Origin of the sequence: Vibrio sp. AIC-3, from assembly GCF_013114515.1 — a bacterium.
Lineage (GTDB): Bacteria > Pseudomonadota > Gammaproteobacteria > Enterobacterales > Vibrionaceae > Vibrio > Vibrio crassostreae_C.
The window spans coordinates 1-24,335 of the sequence record NZ_VTXG01000046.1 but is presented as its reverse complement, the minus strand read 5'-3'; the positions used below and the strand labels follow the sequence as shown (position 1 = coordinate 24,335).

General features: G+C 44.5%; 23 protein-coding genes, 1 tRNA gene and 1 other RNA gene. 20 read left to right on the top strand and 5 right to left on the bottom strand.

Going from position 1 to position 24,335, the window contains the following annotated elements; genetic code table 11:
• Window positions 1-126 precede the first annotated feature (126 nt).
• Window positions 127-211: transfer RNA gene (locus F0229_RS20870), tRNA-Tyr, on the bottom strand.
• Between the two features lie 564 nt (window positions 212-775).
• Here F0229_RS20870 and F0229_RS20865 point away from each other — a divergent pair.
• The 3 genes from F0229_RS20865 (at window position 776) to F0229_RS20855 (ending at window position 5,427) form a co-directional block, all read left to right on the top strand.
• A complete protein-coding gene (locus F0229_RS20865; protein WP_102393841.1) occupies window positions 776-1,852 on the top strand; it encodes an efflux RND transporter periplasmic adaptor subunit in 1,077 nt (358 codons plus the stop codon).
• Window positions 1,852-4,965 (top strand): vibriobactin export RND transporter permease subunit VexH, encoded by a 3,114-nt coding sequence (gene vexH / locus F0229_RS20860; RefSeq protein WP_171733617.1) that lies wholly within the window; start codon window positions 1,852-1,854, stop codon window positions 4,963-4,965. Before F0229_RS20865 ends, vexH begins: the two co-directional genes overlap by 1 nt.
• A 141-nt stretch (window positions 4,966-5,106) precedes the next feature.
• Window positions 5,107-5,427, top strand: coding sequence for a DUF1244 domain-containing protein (locus F0229_RS20855; RefSeq protein WP_004736423.1), 321 nt, complete (start codon window positions 5,107-5,109; stop codon window positions 5,425-5,427).
• Between the two features lie 110 nt (window positions 5,428-5,537).
• On the opposite strand, the gene F0229_RS20850 is transcribed toward F0229_RS20855, so the two are convergent.
• Window positions 5,538-6,605, bottom strand: coding sequence for a PLP-dependent cysteine synthase family protein (locus F0229_RS20850; RefSeq protein WP_102462568.1), 1,068 nt, complete (start codon window positions 6,603-6,605; stop codon window positions 5,538-5,540).
• A 147-nt stretch (window positions 6,606-6,752) separates the two neighbouring features.
• Here F0229_RS20850 and F0229_RS20845 point away from each other — a divergent pair, with 147 nt between their 5' ends.
• Window positions 6,753-7,208, top strand: coding sequence for an Lrp/AsnC family transcriptional regulator (locus F0229_RS20845; protein WP_017056968.1), 456 nt, complete (start codon window positions 6,753-6,755; stop codon window positions 7,206-7,208).
• Window positions 7,209-7,297: 89 nt separating this feature from the next.
• The gene (locus F0229_RS20840) at window positions 7,298-7,963 is read left to right on the top strand and encodes a hypothetical protein (protein WP_017070264.1); all 666 of its coding nucleotides are present in this window, start codon (window positions 7,298-7,300) and stop codon (window positions 7,961-7,963) included.
• A 133-nt stretch (window positions 7,964-8,096) separates the two neighbouring features.
• Here the strand turns inward: F0229_RS20840 and tesB are convergent, their stop codons facing one another.
• Window positions 8,097-8,957, bottom strand: coding sequence for an acyl-CoA thioesterase II (tesB, locus tag F0229_RS20835; RefSeq protein WP_029235187.1), 861 nt, complete (start codon window positions 8,955-8,957; stop codon window positions 8,097-8,099).
• A 168-nt stretch (window positions 8,958-9,125) separates the two neighbouring features.
• On the opposite strand from tesB, the gene F0229_RS20830 reads away from it, so the two are divergent.
• Complete coding sequence (locus tag F0229_RS20830; protein WP_171733616.1) at window positions 9,126-9,566, top strand: YbaY family lipoprotein; 441 nt, start codon at window positions 9,126-9,128, stop codon at window positions 9,564-9,566.
• 75 nt (window positions 9,567-9,641) lie between these two features.
• On the opposite strand, the gene F0229_RS20825 is transcribed toward F0229_RS20830, so the two are convergent.
• Window positions 9,642-9,944: an MGMT family protein gene (locus F0229_RS20825; protein WP_060982945.1), complete on the bottom strand. Its 303-nt coding sequence runs from the start codon at window positions 9,942-9,944 to the stop codon at window positions 9,642-9,644.
• 227 nt (window positions 9,945-10,171) lie between these two features.
• Between F0229_RS20825 and F0229_RS20820 the strand changes: the two genes are divergently transcribed.
• The 5 genes from F0229_RS20820 to F0229_RS20800 all read left to right on the top strand — a co-directional run bounded on the left by F0229_RS20820 (window position 10,172) and on the right by F0229_RS20800 (window position 14,881).
• Complete coding sequence (locus tag F0229_RS20820; RefSeq protein WP_017058953.1) at window positions 10,172-10,915, top strand: hypothetical protein; 744 nt, start codon at window positions 10,172-10,174, stop codon at window positions 10,913-10,915.
• Between the two features lie 196 nt (window positions 10,916-11,111).
• An RNA gene (gene ffs, locus F0229_RS20815) (signal recognition particle sRNA small type) lies at window positions 11,112-11,208 on the top strand.
• A gap of 118 nt (window positions 11,209-11,326) precedes the next feature.
• The gene (locus tag F0229_RS20810; protein WP_102557431.1) at window positions 11,327-11,950 is read left to right on the top strand and encodes a TnsA endonuclease N-terminal domain-containing protein; all 624 of its coding nucleotides are present in this window, start codon (window positions 11,327-11,329) and stop codon (window positions 11,948-11,950) included.
• Between the two features lie 2 nt (window positions 11,951-11,952).
• Complete coding sequence (locus F0229_RS20805; RefSeq protein WP_171733615.1) at window positions 11,953-13,818, top strand: Mu transposase C-terminal domain-containing protein; 1,866 nt, start codon at window positions 11,953-11,955, stop codon at window positions 13,816-13,818.
• Window positions 13,787-14,881: a TniB family NTP-binding protein gene (locus tag F0229_RS20800; RefSeq protein ID WP_171733618.1), complete on the top strand. Its 1,095-nt coding sequence runs from the start codon at window positions 13,787-13,789 to the stop codon at window positions 14,879-14,881. The genes F0229_RS20805 and F0229_RS20800 overlap by 32 nt, the downstream gene beginning before the upstream one ends.
• 3 nt (window positions 14,882-14,884) lie before the next feature.
• Here F0229_RS20800 and F0229_RS20795 read toward each other — a convergent pair whose 3' ends face one another.
• Window positions 14,885-15,193, bottom strand: coding sequence for a helix-turn-helix domain-containing protein (locus F0229_RS20795; RefSeq protein WP_171733614.1), 309 nt, complete (start codon window positions 15,191-15,193; stop codon window positions 14,885-14,887).
• Between the two features lie 101 nt (window positions 15,194-15,294).
• Between F0229_RS20795 and F0229_RS20790 the strand changes: the two genes are divergently transcribed.
• The 9 genes from F0229_RS20790 to F0229_RS20745 all read left to right on the top strand — a co-directional run bounded on the left by F0229_RS20790 (window position 15,295) and on the right by F0229_RS20745 (window position 24,107).
• Window positions 15,295-15,840 carry a hypothetical protein gene (locus F0229_RS20790; protein ID WP_171733613.1) on the top strand — a complete coding sequence of 182 codons (546 nt, stop codon included), beginning with the start codon at window positions 15,295-15,297 and terminating at the stop codon, window positions 15,838-15,840.
• The gene (locus F0229_RS20785) at window positions 15,834-17,216 is read left to right on the top strand and encodes a DEAD/DEAH box helicase (protein ID WP_171733612.1); all 1,383 of its coding nucleotides are present in this window, start codon (window positions 15,834-15,836) and stop codon (window positions 17,214-17,216) included. Before F0229_RS20790 ends, F0229_RS20785 begins: the two co-directional genes overlap by 7 nt.
• Before the next feature lie 403 nt (window positions 17,217-17,619).
• Window positions 17,620-18,231 carry a thermostable hemolysin gene (locus tag F0229_RS20775; RefSeq protein ID WP_171733611.1) on the top strand — a complete coding sequence of 204 codons (612 nt, stop codon included), beginning with the start codon at window positions 17,620-17,622 and terminating at the stop codon, window positions 18,229-18,231.
• Window positions 18,232-18,311: 80 nt separating this feature from the next.
• A complete protein-coding gene (locus tag F0229_RS20770) occupies window positions 18,312-19,871 on the top strand; it encodes an AMP-binding protein (RefSeq protein WP_171733610.1) in 1,560 nt (519 codons plus the stop codon).
• A 25-nt stretch (window positions 19,872-19,896) separates the two neighbouring features.
• Window positions 19,897-20,580 (top strand): TenA family transcriptional regulator, encoded by a 684-nt coding sequence (locus F0229_RS20765; protein WP_017063793.1) that lies wholly within the window; start codon window positions 19,897-19,899, stop codon window positions 20,578-20,580.
• An 8-nt stretch (window positions 20,581-20,588) separates the two neighbouring features.
• The gene (locus F0229_RS20760) at window positions 20,589-21,383 is read left to right on the top strand and encodes an SDR family oxidoreductase (protein WP_171733609.1); all 795 of its coding nucleotides are present in this window, start codon (window positions 20,589-20,591) and stop codon (window positions 21,381-21,383) included.
• A 14-nt stretch (window positions 21,384-21,397) separates the two neighbouring features.
• Window positions 21,398-22,033, top strand: coding sequence for a hypothetical protein (locus tag F0229_RS20755; RefSeq protein WP_171733608.1), 636 nt, complete (start codon window positions 21,398-21,400; stop codon window positions 22,031-22,033).
• A gap of 3 nt (window positions 22,034-22,036) precedes the next feature.
• Complete coding sequence (locus tag F0229_RS20750; protein WP_005393404.1) at window positions 22,037-22,693, top strand: response regulator; 657 nt, start codon at window positions 22,037-22,039, stop codon at window positions 22,691-22,693.
• Entirely contained in the window at window positions 22,683-24,107 is a 1,425-nt protein-coding gene (locus tag F0229_RS20745) for a cell wall metabolism sensor histidine kinase WalK (protein ID WP_171733607.1), read from the top strand. Before F0229_RS20750 ends, F0229_RS20745 begins: the two co-directional genes overlap by 11 nt.
• Window positions 24,108-24,335: the final 228 nt, after the last annotated feature.

Sequence of the window (24,335 nt, the reverse complement as noted above, 5' to 3'; positions counted from 1 at the left end):
TTGGCCACTCGGGAACCCCTCCAGGGTGTGTCTTACTCTTCACAAAGTAAGCCTAAATTGATGTTTTCCCATAAGCCCATCAATCAGGTTGTTCTCTTAACTCTGTAAAAGAGATAAGAAGAAATATGGTGGAGGGAGACGGATTCGAACCATCGAAGGCGGAGCCGGCAGATTTACAGTCTGCTCCCTTTGGCCACTCGGGAACCCCTCCAGGGTGTTTTTTCCTAACTCATAATGGATAGGCTAAAGAGATGTTTTTCCCAACGCATCTCTCAAGTGCGGAGCGCATCATAGCAAACACGCTAAACCTGTAAAGGGTTTTTCTTATGGTTTTGTGTTAAATGCTGCCTTTTTGGGCAAAGATGGCGAAAAGTACGCATATTGCTCGTGAAGTGAACATCTGTACTAAGGTTTACGTACTGATAGGTAACACCTTGAGGTGACAGGCTTTCTGTATTGTGTTCAATGTGTCTAAAACGTGATGAAACGTAAATGGAATTTAATCTAGATTTACACTTCTTGACGTTACAGCATTCATCAGTTGATAGAATACGGTTAATTTCATTTATAGATAATAATACCTATCGTAGTAAGTAACTTGTCATTCTAGCTTGCTAAAATGCTCGAGAACAGCGTCAGATATTTTGATTGTAGAATAACTACTTATCGAAACTATCTGTTGAAAAGAGCTGCCTTGTTCTCAAGCCTTTTCCCTACGCTATTTCTGACCACTTACTCACTGTGATTGGTATAAACTTACTTGCAGACCATTATTATGAAGCGTAAATCTGTTTTAACCCTGCTTAGCTTGTCTATTCTTATGGCGTCTCCAGCCGTACTCGCTAAACGTATGGGCCCAAGCACTGTCACTGTTGTTACTGAGCAGGTTGATATTCACCAAGTTAGCCAATCTCTTTCGTTGGTCGGTAAGCTAGAAGCCGAGCAATCGGTAATGATCACTTCTGAAGTGGCTGGCAGAGTGGACTCTATCAACATTAAAGCCAATCAAGATGTCACTAAAGGGCAGATGTTGGTTCAACTCGACGATGACAAAGCAAAAGCGGCAGTTGCAGAAGCGCAAGCTTATCTAAAAGACGAGCAACGTAAGCTGGCGGAATTTCAACGCCTAGTGAAACGTAACGCGATCACGCAAACTGAAATTGACGCTCAGAAAACCAATGTAGAGATCGCCAATGCTCGTTTAGCTGCTGCAAATGCCAACCTGAAAGATCTTCACATCAGCGCGCCATTCTCGGGCACTGTTGGTTTTATCGACTTTAGCCGCGGTAAAATGGTGACAGCCGGTACTGAACTCGTAACTCTAGATGACCTATCGGTAATGCAATTAGATCTGCAGATCCCGGAGCGCTACCTTTCTAAACTGTCTAAAGGTATGAAAGTAACGGCTCGTACTAGCGCATGGGGCGACACTCAGTTCACTGGTACTGTAGTAGGCATTGATTCTCGTATTAACGCTGAAACCTTGAACCTTCGAGTTCGAATCCACTTCGACAACAATAATGATTATCTAAAGCCAGGTATGTTAGTGGCGGCGGATATGGACTTCCCACCAGTGGAAGCGCCAATCATTCCAGTTCAAGCGCTTGAGTATTCAGGTACGAAGCGTTTCGTTTATGTTATCGACGAAGATAATAAAGCAACTCGTACAGAAGTTTTCCTTGGGGCACGTATCGATAACGAAGTCGTGATCGACAAAGGCATCGAAATTGGCCAGAAGATCGTGGTGCAAGGTATCGTGAACATGCGTGACGGCGTCTTGGTTCAAGAGCTTGCCGTTAATCGCCCAGCTGATGCAGCAAGTGATAAAAAAGCACAAGAAGGCGCTAACTAATGTTGTTATCTGATGTTTCTGTAAAGAGACCAGTAGCGGCCGTCGTATTGAGCCTACTATTGGTTGTGTTTGGTATTGTCTCTTTCAATAAGCTCGCGGTTCGTGAGATGCCAGATATTGAAAGCCCGGTAGTATCGATCAGTACTCGTTATGAGGGTGCGTCTGCCACCATCATTGAAAGCCAAATAACCTCCAACCTTGAAGACCAGTTATCCGGCATCAGTGGTATCGATGAGATCGAATCCACAACGCGTAACGGTATGTCGCGTATCACGATTACTTTTGAGCTTGGTTACGACCTCAATACCGGTGTGAGTGATGTTCGTGATGCTGTAGCTCGTGCGCAGCGTTCATTGCCAGATGAAGCCGACGACCCAATTGTTTATAAGAACAATGGTAGTGGTGAAGCTTCGGTCTACATCAACTTAAGTTCGACGGAGATGGACCGAACGCAGTTAACCGACTACACCGAACGTGTGTTGATTGACCGCTTTAGTTTGATTTCTGGCGTGAGCTCGGTGGATATCTCAGGTGGCTTGTACAAAGTAATGTACGTGAAGCTGAAACCTGCGCAGATGGCGGGTCGTGGCGTTACTACCTCGGACATCACTTCTGCTCTGAACAGTGAGAACATTGAAAGCCCAGGTGGTGAAGTACGTAACGATGCGATTGTGATGTCGGTTCGTACTGCTCGTTCTTACACTGAAGCGGAAGATTTCGAATATCTAGTCGTTAAACGTGCCTCTGATAACACACCTATCTACTTGAAAGACGTAGCGGATGTTTACATTGGCGCAGAAAACGAGAACTCGACCTTTAAGAGTGACGGCGTTGTTAACGTAAGTATGGGTATCGTGCCTCAGTCAGATGCGAACCCACTTGAGGTGGCTGACTTAGTCCATAAAGAAGTCGAAGCAATTCAAAAGTTCTTGCCAGACGGTACTCGTTTAGCTGTCGATTATGACTCAACAGTCTTTATTGACCGTTCAATCTCAGAGGTATACAGCACACTCTTTATCACGGGTGGCTTGGTTATCCTTGTGCTTTACATCTTTATTGGTCAAGCACGTGCAACACTTATTCCAGCGGTAACCGTACCTGTATCTCTGATCTCGTCGTTTATTGCCGCGTACTACTTCGGTTTCTCCATCAACCTGATTACCCTGATGGCACTTATCCTGTCGATTGGTTTGGTAGTAGATGATGCGATCGTAGTGGTTGAAAACATTTTCCACCACATTGAACGTGGTGAGTCACCACTGCTTGCTGCCTATAAAGGTACTCGTGAAGTAGGCTTCGCGGTAATCGCAACGACGCTTGTATTGGTGATGGTATTCCTACCAATCTCTTTCATGGATGGCATGGTTGGACTGTTGTTTACCGAGTTCTCTGTATTGCTCGCTATGTCGGTGATCTTCTCGTCGCTAGTTGCATTAACGTTAACGCCAGTATTAGGCAGTAAAATCCTAAAAGCGAACGTTAAACCAAACCGTTTTAATCTGTTTGTCGAGCGCGTATTTGGCAAGCTTGAGTCTGGATATCGCGCGGTATTGCGCCGTGCTCTAAATTGGCGTTGGGCAGCTCCAATTATCATTATCGCGTGTATGGGCGGTAGTTATGGCTTGATGCAACAAGTGCCGTCGCAACTGACGCCGCAAGAAGACCGTGGTGTTATCTTTGCGTTTGTTCGTGGTGCCGATGCAACCAGTTACAACCGTATGTCTGCCAACATGGACATCGTTGAAGAGCGTCTAATGCCATTGCTTGGTCAGGGCTTCTTGAAGTCATTCAGTATTCAATCACCAGCGTTTGGTGGTAATGCGGGTGACCAAACGGGCTTCGTAATCATGATACTAGAAGACTGGGATGAGCGTGACGTTACCGCACAAGAAGCGTTGAACGAAGTTCGTAAATCGTTGAACGGCATTCCAGATGTGCGTGTATTCCCGTTCATGCCGGGCTTCAAAGGTGGTTCAAGTGAGCCTGTTCAATTCGTACTTGGCGGTTCTGATTACTCTGAACTTCAGAAGTGGGCAGAGCTCTTAAAACAAGCGGCTGAAGATTCTCCAATGATGGAAGGCGCGGACATCGATTACTCTGAGAAAACACCAGAGCTATTGGTAACCGTAGATAAGCAGCGTGCAGCAGAGCTAGGTGTTAGCGTTTCAGACATTTCAGATACGTTAGAAATCATGCTTGGCGGCCGCAGTGAAACGACCTTCGTTGACCGTGGTGAAGAGTACGACGTGTATCTGCGTGGTGATGAAAACAGCTTCAACAACGCGAACGATCTAAGCCAAATCTACATGCGAACTCAGTCTGGTGAGCTGGTTACACTTGATACGCTGACGCACATTGAAGAAGTGGCTTCATCGATTCGTTTGTCGCACTACAACAAGCAGAAATCGGTGACCATTAAAGCGAACTTAATGGAAGGTTACACGCTGGGTGACGCGCTCGATTTCCTTGATGAACAAGCGATTGAACAGCTACCGGGTGATATTTCAGTGAGCTACTCTGGCGAGTCAAAAGACTTTAAAGAGAACCAATCAAGTATCCTAGTGGTGTTTGCGCTAGCGATGCTGGTCGCATACTTGGTACTGGCCGCGCAGTTTGAAAGCTTCATTAACCCGCTGGTGGTGATGTTCACCGTACCTATGGGTATCTTCGGTGGCTTCTTAGGCTTGGTGCTGATGAGTCAAGGGCTCAATGTCTACAGCCAGATTGGTATGATCATGTTGATCGGTATGGTGACCAAAAACGGTATCTTGATCGTAGAGTTTGCTAACCAACTTCGTGACCGTGGCATTGAGTTTGAAAAGGCGATCATTGATGCTTCGGCTCGACGTTTACGTCCAATCTTGATGACGGCGTTCACCACACTAGCCGGTGCAATCCCATTGATTACTTCAACGGGCGCAGGCTATGAAAGCCGAGTGGCTGTGGGTACGGTTATCTTCTTCGGTATGGGCTTCGCGACATTGGTAACTCTGTTCGTTATCCCTGCGATGTACCGACTGATTTCAGGATCAACACGCTCTCCGGGTCACGTGGAAGCGGAACTTAATAAAGAGCTTAGCCATGACAACGTGGGAAGAACCTCTCACGGTTAATGAACACGCACGATTAATGAACACGGAATAGTGTAACAATATTGAAAAGCCTGCGTTTGCTCCTAGCGAATTGCAGGCTTTTTTTGTATAACAAACAGAGCTCAACGAATTAATACAATAGATCGAATAAAGGAAAGTAAAGTGGCTGAATTTAAATACAAAGATCTTTCTCAAGAAGAACAAGATAAGCTGGATGCAGCAACCTTTCGTCGCCTGCTAGCACACCTAGATAACAATAAAGATGTGCAGAACATCGATCTGATGATCTTGGCTGGCTTCTGCCGAAACTGTTTCAGTAAATGGTACAAAGCGGAAGCAGAGCAACAAGGCTTAGACTTGGATATCGATGACGCTCGTGAGCGTGTATACGGCATGACTTACGATGAGTGGAAACAAAACCATCAACCAAAAGCGACGCCTGAACAACTCGCGGCATTTGAAGCGAAGCAGAAGCCAGAGTAATTTGTTCTCGTTAGTGGCTGACTAATAGAATGAATAAACAAAAAGAGCCCATCAAGTTATATATAGTACCTTGATGGGCTCTTTTCTATTTCGAACTATCGGTTTTGAACTTAAGCCAACTCACCCGTTTGCGAGAAAGCTTCTAACTTCGCTGCATAAGGTTGTAGGTCACCGATATTCAGATTTACCCACTCGTCATTGAAGTAAGTATCTAGGTAACGCTCACCGCTGTCACATAGCAAAGTCACGATAGAACCTTTTTCGCCACGTGCTTTCATTTCACTGGCTAACTGAAGCACACCGTACATGTTAGTCCCGGTTGATGCGCCGACCTTGCGACCAAGAATGTCAGATAACCAATGTGTCGTTGCGATACTTGCTGCGTCTGGGATTTTACGCATTTCGTCAACCACACCAGGAATGAAGCTTGGTTCTGCTCGTGGGCGACCAATGCCTTCAATCTTGCTGAATGTACTACCTTTCACGTTCGCATTGCCTGTTTGGAAGTATTCGTGGAATACAGAGTTCTCAGGGTCGACAACACAAAGCTTAGTTTCATGTTGTTGGTAGCGAATGAAACGGCCAATCGTCGCTGAAGTACCGCCAGTACCTGGGCTCATTACTACCCAAGCTGGAACTGGGTGATCTTCCATCTGCATTTGATTGAAAATCGAGTTCGCGATGTTGTTGTTACCACGCCAGTCGGTTGCGCGCTCAGCGTAAGTAAATTGATCCATGTAATGACCATTCAATTCTTCTGCTAAACGGCGAGACTCATCGTAAATTTCATCTGAGCGGTCCACAAGATGCGCTTGGCCGCCGTAGAATTCAATCTGCTCAATTTTCTTCTTCGCTGTGCATTTTGGCATTACCGCAATAAACGGGAGACCTAGTAGGCGAGCAAAGTAAGCCTCAGACACGGCTGTGCTGCCTGATGAAGATTCAATGATCGTCGTTTCTGGACCAACCCAACCATTACAGATAGCGTATAAGAACAGAGAACGCGCTAAGCGGTGCTTCAAAGAACCCGTTGGGTGTGTGCTTTCATCTTTAAGGTAAACATCAATGCCTTCGATACTTGGTAGTTCGAGCTTGATAAGGTGCGTATCCGCTGAGCGTTGGTAGTCCGCTTCAATTTTACGAATCGCGTTGTTAATCCATTGATGGTCAGTGCACATAAGCGTTCTCCTGATCGAGTGTAGGAATTCTTGTAATTGGTATGGTTCTAATTTATCTATAATCGGAGAGAAAAACTTTGCCATATTTGCTTTGTTTTGCTTAAATTGTAGAAAATTATTCTCTTTAAATGCGATTTGGTGAAAAGTGTGATAGATGCCGTAGATAAAAAAATATTAGGCTTACTGCAAGAAGACAGCACCCTGTCATTGAACGATATTTCTGAAGCGGTCAATCTCACTACAACGCCTTGTTGGAAAAGGCTTAAGCGCCTCGAAGAGAACGGCATTATTGAGAAAAGAGTTGCACTGCTGAACCCGGAAAAACTGGATCTTTCCTTTACTGCGTTCGTATTGGTGAAAACCAGTGATCATTCTCATGAGTGGTATGGTCGTTTTGTGAATACTGTGTCGGAATTTCCAGAAGTGATGGAGTTCTATCGCATGGCTGGCGAATATGATTATATGATGAAGGTTCAGGTTAAAGACATGAAGTGCTTTGATGATTTCTATAAGCGCTTGGTGAATAGCATTGATGGTATCTCTAATGTGACCTCGACGTTTGCGATGGAACCATTGAAGTACACGACAGCATTGCCGCTTTAAGCTGCGCCTAGTAATAGATTAACTATCGCTTTAGTTTAACTATCTTCTCAGTTTAGATCTCGTCTCTGCGATAAAGAAAAGGATTATTCATGTTTGCAAAAGTATCTACCGCTATCCAGCTGGTACTGGCGGTCGCCATTTTTTACTTGGGTTACACCATCTACTCATTGACTAATAAAGTCGGTGAAATCGTTGATACTTACCCGCAAGTTATCGAAGACATATCGGGCCTCACCAAAGGGCTCAAAGTAGAAGAGCTATTAGCGCTTGCAGAACATGTCAGCGATCTTGCTCCTCAGGTGTTAAACACTGTCGAAGAAGTTAGAAAGACGATCGATGATGTGAATCAAACCGTAGCCTCGGTCGACAACAAAATCCCTGCGATATTAGATGAAGTGAAAAATGTTCGAACGGAAGTCGAGCAGGTAAGAACCGATGTTATTCCACCAACATTAACTGAATTAAAGAGATACCGCGTAGACGTAATGCCACCAATGCTCGCTGAAAGTAAGTCTTACCGCGAACAGACTATTCCTGTCATCGTCACGGAATCTGAAATGCTACGAGCGGAAGTCCCAGGTATTTTGGCACAAGCTAATTTGTTAGCTGATAAGAGTAAGGAACTCGCTCAGGGAGCCGCTGAGGGCGCGGTGAAAGGCGTAGTGTTATCGCCATTTAACCTTCTACGAGACGCAGGTGATGGCATTAAAACGCGAGTTCAAGGCGAGTTTGAGCCAACGTTAGAAGTTGAGTAGGTTTTATTGATTTTTGCGTGACGAGTTTTCTTAAGCGTCATTAAAGAAAGAGGCTAGGTATTAAACCTAGCCTCTTTTTGTTTGTGCGTATTTGGGGCTTGTAAGAAGCGTTTATCCGCTATTTATTTGAGTGCTATTTAGTAAAACGCATCACACCTTCTTGTACTGCTGTCGCTACCAGCTCACCTTTCTGGTTGAAGATCTCGCCGCGCACTAGGCCGCGAGTGTTCGCTGCCGTTGGGCTTTCAATCGCATAAAGCAGCCATTCGTCCATTTTGAATGGGCGGTGGAACCAGATTGAGTGGTCAATCGTCGCCACTTGAAAATTTGGCGTCATGATAGAGACTTCATGTGGGTGAAGCGCCGTCACTAAGAATCCCCAATCCGATGCGTAGGCAAGCAGGTATTGGTGGATCAAGTGGTTGTCTGGCATCGCGCCATTCGCTCTTACCCAAAGGTATTGTTTCGCTTCCGTCTTCTTAGGTTTCAGTGGGTTTACCACCGTCACCGGACGCATCTCAATCGGCTTTTCGCCACAGAAGGTTTTGCGCAGTTTCTCTGGTAAGAATTCCGCAATGTGGCTCGCTAATTCAGTTTCTGAGGCAAAGTTCTCTGGTCCCGGAATATCAGGCATTGAAATCTGGTGCTCAAACCCTGGCGCATCGCCATGATAAGAAGCAGTGAGATAGAAAATAGGGCGGCCATTTTGAATCGCTTTTACACGGCGTGTGCTAAAGCTGCGTCCATCTCGTAGGTTCTCAACATCGTAAATGATTGGCTTTTCAGGATCGCCGGGAAACAGAAAATAACTGTGGAACGAGTGAACACTACGGTCGTCTTGAACGGTATAACGAGCAGCAGAAAGCGCTTGTCCCAATACCTGACCGCCGTATACCTGTGGTAGGCCTAGGTTCTCACTTTGCCCACGGAATAAACCTTCTTCCAGTTTTTCTAGCTGAAGTAAACTTAGTAATTCTTGTAAAGGTTGACTCATCGCCAGCATTCCTCTTCGTAAAATGGGTGTCAGATTATGGTGTTAATCATTTAGCTTAGTCAGATATCTGTCAATAAATCATAGGGTTTCAAGACAGAATATGAAAGCTCTCTTATAATTGGTGAGTAGATTTGCCGAGTCCGGCAAACATGTTGAGAGAAATTGAATATGAAAAAGGCTCTAATTCTTATTACGTCTTTAGTATCGTTTGGCCTACTTGTTGGTTGCCAAGCAACATCAGAAACGAGCGCTTCTCAAGCAGTGGTTGCAGAGAACACTCAAGTGATTTCAGGAACAGTAAGCTACCGTGAAAGAATTGCATTGCCAGAGAATGCAGTGGTTACCGTTACGCTAGAAGATATCTCACTGGCTGATGCACCATCGACGGTTATCGCAACTCAAGAGTTCACCACAGACGGTAAGCAAGTACCGTTCGCATTCGAGCTGAGCTACGACAACGACAAAATTAAAGCTAACCACCGTTACAACATGCGCGCATCGATTCATGTTGACGGTAAACTGCGTTTCATAACGGACACGATTAAGTCAGTAATTACTGATGTAGAAAATACACAGCAAGCAGACCTACGTTTGGTTGGTGTTCGTTAATCAGAAATCGATGCCACTGTTAAGGCATCTTGATTGGCTTAACTTAGCCAGTTGAATTGACGATTAGTGGCAGCTCTAGGGCTGCCATTTGTATATTCTGAGTTTGATCTTTCCTGCATCACTCACCTCAACCCCTTCTTTAACCAAATGCTGCTTTTGTCGGTCGAACGAATCACCCTTTAAAGAGATTTCACCCTTGCTGTTTATCACTCGATACCAAGGCAGTTTGCTACCTTCTGGCAGGTTACCCAGCGCTTTACCAACATGGCGCGCATAGCCCGGAAATCCTGAAAAACGTGCTATGTCTCCATAAGTTGTTACTTTCCCATATGGAATTTGGTGAATCACAGCAAAGATTTGGCTCAAAAATTGGTCCATACTAAATGTTCCTAGTTCATAAATACCAATCACAGTAAATAAGTGTTCAAAAATAGCGCAGGGAAAAAGCTTGAGAGCAAGGCAGCTCTTTTTGATAAGAAGCTTTGATAAGTAGTTATTCTACAATCAAAAAATCTAACGAGGTTATCGAGTTTTTTAACAAGCTAGGGTGACCAGTTAATTACTACGATTGGTATGGTACCACGGATCGGTAGAAGGAGAGGGCTATGGTATTTACAACGTTTCAGTTCTTGATCACCACATTATTAGCGGTTGTTTGCGCGAGAGCAATCAGTTTAAGTGAGGGAGATATCCCGGTGCTTGCAATGGTCATTCCTGCCTTATGGATTTTACCGCAGGGAGGCATAGCAGGATTAGCTTTGCTTGTTTCCATGACCACTTATGGTCTAACCCTTCCTTTGCAGCCCATCACGCTGTCTGTCAGTGCGTGGGTACTATTCCCGCTATTGATGGTGGTCTTCTCAAGACGCAGTAGTTTGTCGGTCGTGATTATTTCCGGCTTAATTGTGACTACTTTGCAGGTCGGGATCATGGTCACGCAATCAGCAGGCAAGCTTGAAGGTGTCCCTTGGGTTACCACACTTCAGACCTTATCTATCATCGTAATTTGGTGGGCGGCAAATCATCTTAAGCCTGCCAGCCGACACAGCTGGTGGTCATTAGGCTTAATACTTCCATTATGGATAGCCGATTTACCTTATGCCGCTTTGGTTGCCTTGTGTATAACGGGCATCATGGCATCGATGGAAACGCTGACGCGCTTGAAAACCTTCCGCTGGAATAAACTATTATGTTGGACACTGCCAACGGTCGGCTTTGCGGCTCTGGTGATTACTCCAAGCATCGAAGTACCAAGCCCAGTATTTGTGGTGTGGTTGTGTCTATTAGGTACCGCGTGGATGACAGACTACATCATTCGCACAGAAGATAACGAAGACATCGATATCTAGTACTCCAGCAATCCAAACCTTCCAAATGCAGGTAAATGGTGAATTTACCTGCGATTTCCTAGTGGTTTGAATAAAGGATAAGCACTTAGACCGCAATTGTTCAAAAATAGGGTGGAAGGGCTTGCAATGGTTGCTGTGATGCTTAATAATCCAATCACTCTTTGAGGCAAGCCTCTTAGAAAACGAATCTATGGGGGCCTGGTCCTCCCGCAACAATAGCTCGTGAACTCGGTCAGGCCTGGAAGGGAGCAGCCGCAGCGAGTGACTTGTGTGCCGGGATGTGGCTGGGTTCCCACCCCTTATGAAGCCTGCAATATATGTTCGCATAAATTGCAGGCTTTCTTCATATTTGCACCATAAGTCTTCATAGTCTATTTTTTGTTGTAGGTTTACAACAAAAGTGATTTTGCTATGTTCGACCAAACCAAGAAATCATCTCACGTACACAACATCTGTAAGTTCATGAGCTTGAAGAATGATGCTGTTGTTCGAACTCTCTCCATTTTGGAGTTCGATTTCTGCTTTCACCTCGAATATAACGCAAACATTAAAAGTTTTACCTCTCAACCTTTTGGCTTCCACTATCAATTCAATAATCGTAAGTGCCGATATACCCCAGACTTTTTAGTAACAGATCACAACGAGCAGTCAACCCTCTTCGAAGTAAAACACTCTAGTCAGATTCTCAAACCTGATTTCAGGAATAGATTTGAAGAGAAACAAAGAGTTGCGTTGAATGAGTTCAACAGGCGCTTAGTTTTGGTTACTGAGAAACAAATTAGAATGGGATCGACGTTAGATAACTTTAAGTTACTACACCGTTATTCCGGATTGCGAACCGTGACTGAGTTTCAAAAGCTAGTATTGGCGTTTATTCAACGAAAACAAATGGTGCAGCTACAAGAGGTGTCTTTGTATTTCGGTTTATCGGAGCAAGACACACTTATCTCTACTCTTCCTTGGATCTCTTCGGGGCAAATCAAAACAGACCTCAACAATATTGGCTTTGGCCTCGAAACTTACGTTTGGTGTTAACTATGCCATCGGACTCTAACAGCATATTTGGGTTCTTTGATGAGTTTGAAGCTTCAGAAGAAGAGTCGCAGCAATTACCAATAAAGCTAATCCAAGAACCTATTGAAATATCTTCAACTATCGATAGTCAATCAAAGAAGGTACAACAAGAAGTTCTCCGTCGTATCAAAATCATCGCGTTTGTGGAAAAACGTTTAAAAGGTGGATGGACCGAGAAAAACTTGAACCCTATTTTAAGTCTCATTGAACCAGAATTACAGCTCACTCCCCCGAGTTGGCGAACCTTAGCAACTTGGAAAAAATATTATTTTGAAGCGGGTAAAGACCCATGTGCACTTATTCCGAAGCATATGTTTAAGGGCAATCGCCAAAAAGAAATGGATTCGCAATCCTTGATTGACGAGGCAATTCAGAACGTATACCTGACACGTGAGCGACTTAGCGTTGCAGAATCATACCGATACTATAAGAGTCGAGTGATTCAAATAAATCGTGGGATTGTCGAGGGGAAAATTAAACCAATTTCAGAGCGCTCTTTTTACAATCGAATACACGGCTTACCTCCATATGAGGTCGCGATCGCAAGGTTTGGCAAACGATACGCAGACCGAGAATTTCGTTCGGTTGGTCAGCAAGTAGCTGCGACCAAACCAATGGAATATGTCGAAATTGACCATACCCCAGTACCAGTGATTTTGATTGATGATGAGTTGGATATTCCTTTGGGGCGCCCCTACCTGACTATGCTTTATGATCGTTTCAGTAAGTGTATCGTAGGGTTGAGTGTGAATTTTAGAGATCCCAGTTTCGACTCTGTGCGCAAGGCTTTGCTTAATACTTTAATAGATAAAAGCTGGTTAAAAAATAGCTATCCTTCTATAAAGAATGATTGGCCATGTCACGGAAAGATTGACTACCTAGTTGTTGATAATGGCGCTGAATTTTGGACCGATAGTTTAGAAGATTCTTTAAGACCATTCGTAACTGACATTCAATATAGTCAAACTGCTAAACCTTGGAGAAAGTCAGGGATCGAAAAGCTCTTTGATCAGATGAATAAAGGGTTAGTGAACTCACTACCTGGAAAAACATTCACCAACCCTACTCAACTAGAAGATTACAACCCAAAGAAGGATGCGGTGGTTAGAGTTTCTGTATTTCTAGAACTACTTCATAAATGGATTGTCGACTATTACCATATGGCACCTGATTCAAGAGAACGTGACATTCCATACCACAAGTGGAAACAATCAGAATGGACTCCCTCTTACTACAGTGGTGCTGAGAAGGAGCAGTTGAGAGTTGAGCTAGGTTTGCTTAGACCCAGAACCATTGGAGTGTCAGGGATCAGGCTTCATAACCTCCGCTATCAGTCCTCAGAACTTATTGAATACCGTAAATATTGGGCGTCTAACAATGGCAAAAAGCTGTTTGTTAAGACCAAAACAGACCCTTCAGATATCAGCTACATCCATGTTTATCTAGAATCGGAAAAGAGGTACATAAAAGTTCCAGCGGTAGACAACAGTGGATATACAAAAGGACTGTCCCTTTTTGAACATGAGCGCATACAAAAAGTACGCAGGCTTAACATTAGACGACTTGCTGATGATGAGGCGCTTGCGGATACATTTCTGTATATGAAGAAACGTATTCAGGAAGAAACCGATAGATTCCGCGGTGCAAAAAGCAATAAGGCTAGCTTGCCTAAAACGGGCAATACTTCGAAATTAGCAAAGTTTAATGATGTGGGGTCAGAGGGGCCAAGCTCCATCAACACGACTCCTGTTAAACAAGAAACCACTGTAGTGTTCGATGTCTCAGATCAGTTATCTGATGATGATTTTGAAGATATTGAGGGGTATTAATTTGAACTTAACGTCTAGTCAGTTTGAGCAGCTAAGATCCTTTGAAACCAGCTTTATCGAGTACCCTGCAATAACTGAAATCTACTCTATCTTCGATCAGCTTCGTTTTAATCACTCCCTTGGCGGTGAACCGGAGTCTTTCTTGTTAACTGGTGACGCCGGAAGTGGAAAGACGGCTTTGATTAACAACTATCTATCACGCTTTCTGCCGAGTTCAACTTGGAGCAAACAATCTGTTCTTAGCACCAGAGTGCCAAGCCGCATAAATGAACAGAACACGCTTACACAGTTTCTAGTCGATTTAGATGGAAATTCAGGCGGAAGAGGTACCCGACGACGTAATGAAATTGCTCTTGGTGAGGCTGTCGTAAAGCAACTTAAACGTAAATCTGTTGAGCTGATTATCGTCAATGAAATTCAAGAGCTTGTGGAGTTTTCTACAGCAGAAGAAAGGCAAGCTATTGCTAATACGTTCAAATATATAAGTGAAGAAGCAAAAGTCTCGTTTGTGCTGGTTGGTATGCCATATGCTGATGTAATAGCGACAGAGCCACAATGGAACTCGAGGTTAAGTTGGAGACGAAAGGTTGAGTACTTCAAGCTCTTGAAAGCTAACAGCCATTCGAGTGGAACGGCATCTTATAATTTTGACTTGGAGCAAAAAAAGCACTTTGCTAAATTTGTTGCTGGTTTGAGTGCGAGGATGGGCTTTGATGAACCGCCAGTGCTTACAAAAAATGAAGTGTTATATCCTTTGTTTATTATGTGTAGAGGGGAGTGCCGAGCGTTAAAGCACTTCTTGAAAGACGCACTACTTATGAGTTTCAATGAGAACGTCGATACGATAGACAAAGAGATATTGTCGCGCACGTTTTCATTTAAGTTTCCCTACTTGGATAATCCCTTTAATTGTCCTGTAGAGGAGCTTCGTCTTCATCAAATTGACTCTGGATCGTCTTACAACCTAAATGCCATTACTTCAGAAGATAAGATTCTCGCCCCTCGTTTTACGGATGCAATTCCGTTGAGCATGTTATTGAGCAAAAATGGACTTAAAGCTTAAGCATTACTTCTCGCTCTTTAGGTTCTCCAGCAACACCGCCTTCTCTTCATCAGTCATCTTATCAATAGCGCACGCTAACTCAGCGCTCAATTCGCTCCTACAAAAAAAGTAGTTTAGCGGCACATCTAACTCTTCAGCCATACGTTCAAGCGTACCAATATCGGGTACATGTCTGCCTTTCTCGTAATGATTCATACGACCGCTAGCAGAACTTTGCTCCATACCAATTTTCACCCCTAAATCTTTTTGGGTGATCTTGGCTTTTTTACGCGCAGCTTTGAGCCTCGCAGGGATTGGGTTGTCTTTTTGCACTTACACATTTCTTTTCAACCTTTAGATAACTTAGATTGTCTAAGTTTTACTGATTTTTGTATACTTAGCAATCCTAAGTTTTCGTTGCCTGTAAGAGTCACATGAAGAAAGTAACTAGAATTAACCCTCACATGTTTAACCTATTGATTGAAAAAGGGATGGACAATTTCTCCGTCACAGAAGCTAGGGATGCTTTGTTAAACGGTACTTCAGCCTTCCCGAGCAAGGACGACGCTCGAAAGTATGTTTATAAGCAACTTCTATCGCTAGAGGAGAAAGGTTGGCTTTCTGTTATTGGGGTTCGCAGAGACAAACGCTACCATCAAACTAACGAATTCAAAGCGCTCACAATTGAGCCTAGATCGGGGCGAAATAAGAAAGCTAAGGTCGATTCAATAGCTATTCAGACTCCAGAGTGCTCTCTAAATGCACTAGAGCAAGAGAAGAAGCAACATGAAGGCGAGTTGGCGATTACTCTAGGCGAGATTGAGGAATACCAATCGTTGTTAACGCGTTTCCCAAACAACAAGCAAGATATGCAGCCGCTATTTAATGCGGCAAGAGAACGCTCAGCCAAGCTATTAGGCAGAATTAATGCACTAACCAACTGGATGCAAGTCGCCCAAAGTAAGGCTCCTCAATGTTAAGAGCATGGCAAGCCGAGTGTACAGCTCAAGCTATCGAGAAATTCACTTCAAACAAGCATTCACATTTCTTCTGCCAAGCGACCCCTGGAGCGGGTAAAACCGTTATGGCCGCCGAGGTGGCGAGTAGGTTATTTGAACAAGGCATGATTGACTTAGTGCTGTGTTTCTCTCCTTCACTGACTGTTGCGGAAGGGATGAAAAAGACCTTTTCATGGAAACTAGAATGTTCCTTTAATGGAGGCTTGGGTTCTCTTGAGGGCTCTTACACCTATCAATCAATCCGTTTTTTAGAACAGAACTTTTGGAACACCGTCAGTAAATATCGAGTCTTAGTCGTATTTGATGAGATCCACCATTGTTCGTTTGATGATGAGGGGCGGTCAAACTCATGGGGACTAGAAATTGTCTCGAAGATCCAAGGCTTTGCTCGTTATACTCTGGCGCTATCGGGTACTCCTTGGCGTTCTGATCGACTACCGATTGTCATAGCTGAATATTCCGACCCTGAGGGTAAGGTTGTTTGCGATTACCAATACGGTTTGCAACAAGCTGTTGAAGACGAAGTATGCCGCCGCCCTAAAATCGTTTTGATAGATAATGAACATCTGAGCATTAAAGCTGGTAGTGACAATCAACACTTCGTTTCGATTCTTGATTGCCTGAAACAATCCGATGTCTCTTATCAAAGCGTCATTCATAATGAAGACGCTATGAATTACATATTGAATAGTGGTTGCCAAAAGCTAGCGCAGATAAGGCAAGAGTCCCCAAGTGCTGGAGGCTTGGTGGTCGCATCTTCTATTAAGCACGCTAAAGACATTCAAAAGCGACTTGTTGAGCAGTTTAATCAATCAGCATGCATAGTGACTTATCACCATGACAATCCGTTACACGAAATAGAGTCGTTTCGTCACTCAACGGTTCAGTGGATAGTCAGTGTTGGGATGATAAGTGAAGGAACGGATATTCCAAGGCTACAGGTTTGCTGTCATATGAGTTCGGTAAAAACGGAACTCTACTTCAGGCAAGTACTCGGGCGAATTTTAAGAATCAATGATTCACCCAACCAAGAAGCGTGGTTGTATACCTTTGCCGAAGAAAGTTTGATTGGGTTTGCTGAAAGAATTGAGCAGGATATTCCTGATAGCTGCATGTACATTAAACAAGAGAATAACGTGCCGAGTGCTATTGATGAAAAACGCCTACCATCAAGCACTGTATCGGAAAGCGTTCAATCTAATCGACCCCAACCAAGTTTACTCAGTTGGGGAGATACTTCAGATATGATGAATTCAAATAATGCAGAGTTCACTTTAGCATTTGATGAACTGAGGTTAGGCCAATTTAAACAGCGAGTTATCGCCGCATTTATCTAAATAGATTCCGCTTAAATCTCTTTCAGTGTTTTGCCTGTAGCACTTCTCCAGTAATCGGGCCCGCTGCAAGGGTAACCAAGCAGTACTGCGGCGGCTTGAGAGGCTCTCGGCTCCAATAATTTTTGCCCTAGATAATCAATAACATTACCGCTCGGTGATCACAGACATAGTAGACACGTTTGCAACAAACTTTTGGACAAAAACGTTTCAGAGGCTTTGCTAAATTAGTAAGTTATGGATAACTAAAAGTATCGAAAGTTGCTTAACTTGGTGTCCAATATTGATGGTGCAGATTACTTAGTGGTCTTTACAGAATAATTTATTTACAAACACTCATTCCTTAAGAGTTTCTTAAGTTTCGCGTTTTATTTTGTTAATAACTACTCAAACAAAGGAAGCGCTCATGAAACACCATGCACAAACTTCTGCAGATGGCTTTACTTTAGACATCGTTTATCCAATGCATCCGCTTTGGAGCCAAGTTATCGAGCATGTTTCTCAGCGTTATCAAGAAGCATTCTTTGCCGAGCTCAAACAGTTTATGCCGGCGTATTTAACCCTCATTGAAGGCGGCCAAATTGTTTCCGTATGCGGCTTTCGCATCGCCGAAGATGAGCCTTTGTTCCTTGAACAGTATTTAGAAGACGACGCCCAAAAGCTGGTTTCTAACGTATTTAACTGCGACGTAAAACGTTCGAACTTAGTGGAGTTTGGTCACTTGGCGTCTTTCGCTAAGGGCATGTCATCTCTGCACTTTTACCTTATCGCAGAAATGCTGGTCAACCTCGGTTTTGAATGGTGTATCTTCACCGCGACAGACCCACTTCACGCCATGATGGCGCGCCTAGGATTGGAGCCTCATATCATCGCGCAGGCCGATCAAAACAAAGTCCCCGATGCCGAGTCCACTTGGGGGTCATACTACGAACATCAACCGCGTGTGTTAGCTGGCAATTTGCAAAAAGGACTCGAACGTCTTCGATTAGTCAAAGAAAGAAAACGCAAACAAGCCTAGATAGAAAAGTAAACGTCGTTAAAACCGCAAACACAACCAGAACAACTTGGTTAAACACAACGCCAGAATATAGGTGAAGTATGAATATTCTCCTCGATGTCATTACAAAATGGGCAAAAACGACACCAGACCGAGCAGCACTTGTCGGCTACGAAGCGAATCAAACGGTTGAACTAACTTACTCTGAAGTGTTAAACAAGATCGAACTCGTTGCCGCCGAGCTTATTGCACAGAACATCAAAGCACTCGCGCTACGCGCAGAAAACGGTATCGATTGGGCCATTGTTGATTTGGCGGCGATGGCGGCAGACATAGTCGTCGTACCTATTCCGACTTTTTTCTCTGATGCACAAGTTGAACATACGTTAGAGCAATCAGGCGTCGATGCTTTAGTCGGCGATTGGCAAGCATGGTTGGCTTCTAATCCTAAGCAAAGCTTTAACCAGCAAGACCATCCGTTTTCCATTGCAAATATGCCTTTGCTGCGTCGTAGCCAGTTGAGAGATGAAGATACACAGGTAGCTTATCTACCAGAAACCGGAAAAATCACATTTACGTCTGGCTCGACTGGTCAGCCTAAAGGCGTGTGTTTAAGCAATGATCATTTGTGTTTGGTGGCGAAATCGATCGCCGACGCAGTAAACGGCACGGCGCACTCACACTTAGTGCTGCTTCCGTTATCGACGCTTCTCGAGAACATAACCGGCGTTTATGTCCCACTCATGTTGGGCGTGACGTCATATATTTTACCCGGAGAGCAAACCGGCTTACTCGGTTCAAGCCAATTCGAACCGCATCTGTTTGCACAAGCATTAGCGACCATCAAACCAGAAAGCTTAGTGCTAACACCGGCTTTATTGCTTGCGCTCATTCATATCGCGAAACAGCAGCCCTCTCTTGTGGATTCTCTAAAATTTGTTGCTGTTGGCGGCGCAAGAGTGTCGTCGCAACTGATTAACACCGCGCATGCGCTGAACATCCCTGCGTTTGAAGGTTATGGCTTGTCTGAATGTGGCTCCGTCGTTTGTTTGAATACACCAGCCGCATTTAAAGCAGGAACGTGTGGCAAACCACTTCCCCACGCTCAGATTCGTATCGCGGAAGATGGTGAACTGCTCGTCAAAGGCAACGTTGCTCTTGGTTATTTGAATGAGCCGTTTACTCAAGAATGGTTAGCAACTGGCGACTTAGTCCAAATTGACGCGCAAGGTTTTGTCACTCTCTCGGGGCGTAAGAAGAACCTTATCGTCACCGCGTATGGCAGAAATGTCTCACCGGAATGGATTGAATCAGAAGCGTTGGCGTTTTTGCCGATGACGCCGCTGATCGTTACTGGCGATAGCCAACAAACATTATGCGCTGTCATTGCCAATAGTGAAGACGTCGAATCAAAGGTTCATGCATTAAACCGAACCCTACCCGATTACGCACAAATCCGAACCTTATTGCTACTGGACTACCCACGAGCCATCTCTGATTGGTACACGGATAACGGCAAGCTCAAACGAAATCAAATCGAACATGATGTGGCTCAGTTATTAGCGAGCACAACGCCTGAATTAACGCTGCAAGCGCAAAAGCTCCAACGCATCGATTTGCCCTTTCAGCAACACATTACGTCTTTCCAAACTGCATCTTAGTTAACGGCTTCTTAAGGAGAAGGTTATGACTTTATTTTTCGAACAACTCAAACAAAGCACTGCCGCTGCTCAACAAGCAATGTTAACTGCGCCAGTCATCGCAGAGGTTCAACAAGGAAACATTTCCAAAGATATGTATATCGCCTTTCTCACCCAAGCTTACCATCACGTTAAGCACACCGTTCCCTTGCTGATGGCGTGTGGAGGCCGACTATCTGGCGAATACGAATGGGTACGAGATGCCATTGCCGAATACATCGAGGAAGAGAAAGGCCATCAAGAATGGATTTTAAATGACATCAAAGCGTGCGGCGGCGATGCCGAAGCGGTACGCAATAACAAAGGTATAGGTCAAGTCGGTGCGCCGATTGAATTGATGGTTTCCTACCTTTACCACAAAATTGACCGCCACAACCCACTCGCGCTGTTTGGGATGGTGTGGGTATTAGAAGGCACCAGCGTCGGCATTGGTGGCCAAATGGCAGAAAAAATCCAGTCAACGCTAAGCCTACCGCCTTCAGCAATGACTTACCTGGTTTCACACAGCGTGTTAGACCAAGATCATCTGCAATTTTTTGAATCACTGATGAACAAAACCACCAAAGTGGAAGATCAACAAGTCATCATCGACTCCGCAAAAATGGTGTTCGCATTGTACGGACAAATGCTGCGTTCTTTGCCTTCTTTCTCAACCCAACAAGCGGCGTGAGGTGAAGCATGATCATTAACAACAGCACTATTCTCCTGACAGGCGCAACGGGCGGAATAGGGCAAGCCATCGCGCAAGAGTTAGCAAAACGCGGTGCCAGCCTCATTCTTGTTGGGCGAAACGAAGAGAGCTTGCAAACACTACAGCGCGAACTGTCGAATCCAGAACGCCATGACCTAGTCGTTGCAGACATCACCTCATCAGAAGGATTAACTACGATTAAAGAGCGAGCGCGCCAACATCTAAAAGTGGACGCACTGATTAACAATGCAGGCAGCAACGATTTCTCGTTGTTATGCCACAAGCGACCAACGCAGGTTGCAGACGAAATCCAACTCAATCTCGTTGCGCCGATGCTGCTGTGCCAATCGGCGTTGACGTGGTTAAAACAGCCTGGGGTGATTCTCAATATTGGTTCCACATTCGGCTCAATTGGCTACCCAGGCTATACCTCCTATTGCGCGGCAAAAGCGGGGTTGCACCGTTTTACCGAATCGCTCGACAGAGAACTGTTCGCAACCGGAATCCGTGCGCTGTATTTGGCACCAAGAGCGACAGAAACCTCACTCAATAGCGATGCCGTCAATGAAATGAATCGACAGCTGGGTAACAAAACGGACTCGCCGCAAGTTGTAGCCGATCACGTTGTCACCATGTTGGAAAAAGAAATTTCCGCGAAATGGATTGGTTGGCCAGAAAAGCTTTTTGCTCGCATCAATCAACTACTTCCAAGCGTGGTTTCTTCTGCGATTCGTAAGCAGCAAGAAACCATTCACCAATACGTAAACCGAGTCAGTCACTGAAGAGGACATGGACGATGAATACCAAACAACTACTTTTCGCTTTGACGGTTTGTTCAACGTTAGCTTCGACCGCTGCGTTGGCAGGTAATGCTCCACTGCAACAGGTTCAAAAGAAATGGGCGGAATGTCAGTATAGCACGCCCGATGGTGACGAGAAGGAACAATGCTTCCATCGTGCGATTGCCAAAACCAGTATTTATCTCGACATAGAACCCGGCAATCCCGAGCTCACTATTTGGCTGGCAATCAATAAAGCATCGCTGGCTGGTGCTCAAGGTGGCTTAGGTGCACTATCACTCGCCAAAGAAGCCAAATCTTTACTCGAAGGGGTAATTGCAACGTCACCGCAAACGCTCGATGGCTCTGCATACACCAGTTTAGGTTCTCTGTATTACAAAGTTCCGGGGTGGCCAATTGGCTTTGGTGATGACGATAAAGCCGAAGAAATGTTGAAAAAAGCGTTAGAGATCAATCCAAAAGGCATCGATCCGAACTATTTTTATGGAGACTTCCTTGCAGAAGAAGGTCGAGACAAGGAAGCGAAAGTGTATTTGACTCGCGCAATGCAAGCATCACCTCGCCCTGACCGACCTTTGGCAGATAAAGGCCGAAAACTGGAAATTGAAGCGACTCTTGGGAGATTGAAATAAATCATGCGCTTATTACTCGTAGAAGATGACAAACTACTCGGTCAATCCATGGTGACTTCATTAAGTCGCCATGGTTACACTGTGGATTGGGTGGAAAAAGGGTCTGGCGTGACTAGCGCACTCAAAACAGAAGCGTTCACCGCCGTAATATTGGATCTCACTCTCCCCGATATCGATGGACTGGAAGTTCTGCGTAATATTCGCAAAGGCGGATTTAAGCTCCCAGTGATGATACTTACCGCACGAGACGACATTCGCGATCGCGTTCAAGGCCTTGATGGCGGCGCAGATGATTACCTCGGAAAACCGTTTGCACTCGAAGAGTTGCTCGCTCGCTTGCGTGTGTTGATTCGCCGTCAATCCGGTAGTGCAGAAGAAATCATTCAAGTTGGACAGTTATCTTTATCCTTATCGGAACAAAGCATTCGCTACGATGACGCGCCGCTTAAACTCACACGCAATGAATTTAAAATCCTCACCAGTTTGATGACGAACGCCGGACGCGTGCAAAGTAAGGAGCAATTGCAACAATCACTGCACGGCTGGGATGAAGGTTCAAGCGACAACGCTATCGAAGTTCATATTCACAATTTGCGTAAAAAAGCGCCCAAAGTGGTCATTAAAAATATTCGCGGTGTGGGGTACATTCTTGAAAGATAAGAAATCGTACTCGATCAAACGTCAGTTAACTCTATCAGTAGTCGTGTTGGTAAGTGTTCTCTTACTTATCTCACTTTATTTCAGTTTCCAATCTGCGAAGCACGAAGTCGAAGAAGTTTATGACGCTAGGCTTGGACAATCCGCAAAATTAATGTTGCTGACGCTCTCAATTTCAACGAAAGAGAGGACTCTCGCTAACCATCGAGAATTATTTAATGAGTGGATGGAAAACATTGAGTCAATGTCAAAGTCTGACGACGACAATGTCACAAAGTTCGGCCACCCTTATGAACAAAACTTGGTTTTTCAATTCTATCGAGACAACACACTAATCTGGAGCTCTGATCAAAGCTTGCACGCACTCTCTACGTCCTTTGATAATAACGGCTACGCTGATATCGTAAAAGACGCTACACAATGGCGTACATTTCAGATTTCACTACCACAAACAAAACATGATAATGAATACGTCGTGGTTGCAGAAAAATACAAGATACGTAAAGAGATCATCCACGAAATTGCCCTATCCACATCAATAGAACAATTGCTGATACTACCAACTTTGTTGCTTTTGCTGTTTTGGTTGATCGATAAACATTTCCGACCGATTAACGACCTGCGCACCGCCATCACACAAAGAAACGTACACCGATTAGATCGCATTCATGTAAAAGACAACACCGTTGAACTCGCACCACTTGTCGATTCGCTCAACTCTCTCCTCTCTGAACTAAAGTTAGCCTGGCAAAGAGAGAAACGCTTTACACGTGCTGCAGCGCATGAACTAAAAACCCCACTAACAATCCTTCGTCTTAACGTAGAAAATGCGCTTGAAAGTAATGATCCGGAGCAACTGAGAGGAGATTTACTCAACATTCTGCAAGGCATTGAACGCACTGACCGCCTTATCCATCAGCTACTGACTTTAGCTAAAGTAGATAGCTTATCAGAACGTGTATTCGACACCGTTGAACTAACCCCTTTGTTGCAAACCGTTGTTGCTGATTTGGCACCGTTAGCATTGAAGCATAAGCAAGACATCAGTTTATCATCTTCCAACATCGCTATATCAGGTGATCGAATGTTGTTAGAGGTGTTATTTCGTAACCTCGTCGATAATGCGATTCGTTACTCCGGCGAACACAGTGACATCCAAGTCAGCGTCATAGAGAAAAATAATACAATCAAAGTTTTAATTTCCGATACTGGCCCAGACATCCCGAAAGAAACTCGTGAAAGAATCTTCGAACAGTTTTATCGGGGTCATTCCGAACATGGCGACGGTGCGGGTTTAGGGATGTCAATTTGCAAAGACATTACTGCACTACACCGTGCAACACTTGAGCTCATTCCCAGAGAAAATAGTAGGAATACGTTTATAGTAGAGTTCCCAAAGTATGGAGAAAGAGCATAAGTAGATTTCATCAAGAAATGTGCTTATCAGGCTCACATTAGTATTTGTATGATCATTTTTATTAATAGTATTTGATTGAGTATTTAGTCTAACAAATAATGGGGCGTGCGACGTGAAGTCGTATGAAGCGCTGTTCACCGCTAAACGAGTGAACCATCTGTATCACCAGATGAACCTAGGAGCCTGAATAAAGTAGCGGCTTTGACAATGTAACGAAGGTTGGTATTT

What these genes read in the sequence shown, in the direction of transcription:
- F0229_RS20785 (WP_171733612.1), top strand. Translation starts at nt 15,834, where the DNA reads ATGTTAAGAGCATGGCAAGCCGAGTGTACAGCTCAAGCTATCGAGAAA.
- F0229_RS20765 (WP_017063793.1), top strand. Translation starts at nt 19,897, where the DNA reads ATGACTTTATTTTTCGAACAACTCAAACAAAGCACTGCCGCTGCTCAA.
- F0229_RS20865 (WP_102393841.1), top strand. Translation starts at nt 776, where the DNA reads ATGAAGCGTAAATCTGTTTTAACCCTGCTTAGCTTGTCTATTCTTATG.
- F0229_RS20830 (WP_171733616.1), top strand. Translation starts at nt 9,126, where the DNA reads ATGAAAAAGGCTCTAATTCTTATTACGTCTTTAGTATCGTTTGGCCTA.
- F0229_RS20790 (WP_171733613.1), top strand. Translation starts at nt 15,295, where the DNA reads ATGAAGAAAGTAACTAGAATTAACCCTCACATGTTTAACCTATTGATT.
- tesB (WP_029235187.1), bottom strand. Translation starts at nt 8,957, where the DNA reads ATGAGTCAACCTTTACAAGAATTACTAAGTTTACTTCAGCTAGAAAAA.
- F0229_RS20805 (WP_171733615.1), top strand. Translation starts at nt 11,953, where the DNA reads ATGCCATCGGACTCTAACAGCATATTTGGGTTCTTTGATGAGTTTGAA.
- F0229_RS20760 (WP_171733609.1), top strand. Translation starts at nt 20,589, where the DNA reads ATGATCATTAACAACAGCACTATTCTCCTGACAGGCGCAACGGGCGGA.
- F0229_RS20750 (WP_005393404.1), top strand. Translation starts at nt 22,037, where the DNA reads ATGCGCTTATTACTCGTAGAAGATGACAAACTACTCGGTCAATCCATG.
- vexH (WP_171733617.1), top strand. Translation starts at nt 1,852, where the DNA reads ATGTTGTTATCTGATGTTTCTGTAAAGAGACCAGTAGCGGCCGTCGTA.
- F0229_RS20800 (WP_171733618.1), top strand. Translation starts at nt 13,787, where the DNA reads ATGATGATTTTGAAGATATTGAGGGGTATTAATTTGAACTTAACGTCT.
- F0229_RS20755 (WP_171733608.1), top strand. Translation starts at nt 21,398, where the DNA reads ATGAATACCAAACAACTACTTTTCGCTTTGACGGTTTGTTCAACGTTA.
- F0229_RS20770 (WP_171733610.1), top strand. Translation starts at nt 18,312, where the DNA reads ATGAATATTCTCCTCGATGTCATTACAAAATGGGCAAAAACGACACCA.
- F0229_RS20810 (WP_102557431.1), top strand. Translation starts at nt 11,327, where the DNA reads ATGTTCGACCAAACCAAGAAATCATCTCACGTACACAACATCTGTAAG.
- F0229_RS20775 (WP_171733611.1), top strand. Translation starts at nt 17,620, where the DNA reads ATGAAACACCATGCACAAACTTCTGCAGATGGCTTTACTTTAGACATC.
- F0229_RS20840 (WP_017070264.1), top strand. Translation starts at nt 7,298, where the DNA reads ATGTTTGCAAAAGTATCTACCGCTATCCAGCTGGTACTGGCGGTCGCC.
- F0229_RS20825 (WP_060982945.1), bottom strand. Translation starts at nt 9,944, where the DNA reads ATGGACCAATTTTTGAGCCAAATCTTTGCTGTGATTCACCAAATTCCA.
- F0229_RS20820 (WP_017058953.1), top strand. Translation starts at nt 10,172, where the DNA reads ATGGTATTTACAACGTTTCAGTTCTTGATCACCACATTATTAGCGGTT.
- F0229_RS20850 (WP_102462568.1), bottom strand. Translation starts at nt 6,605, where the DNA reads ATGTGCACTGACCATCAATGGATTAACAACGCGATTCGTAAAATTGAA.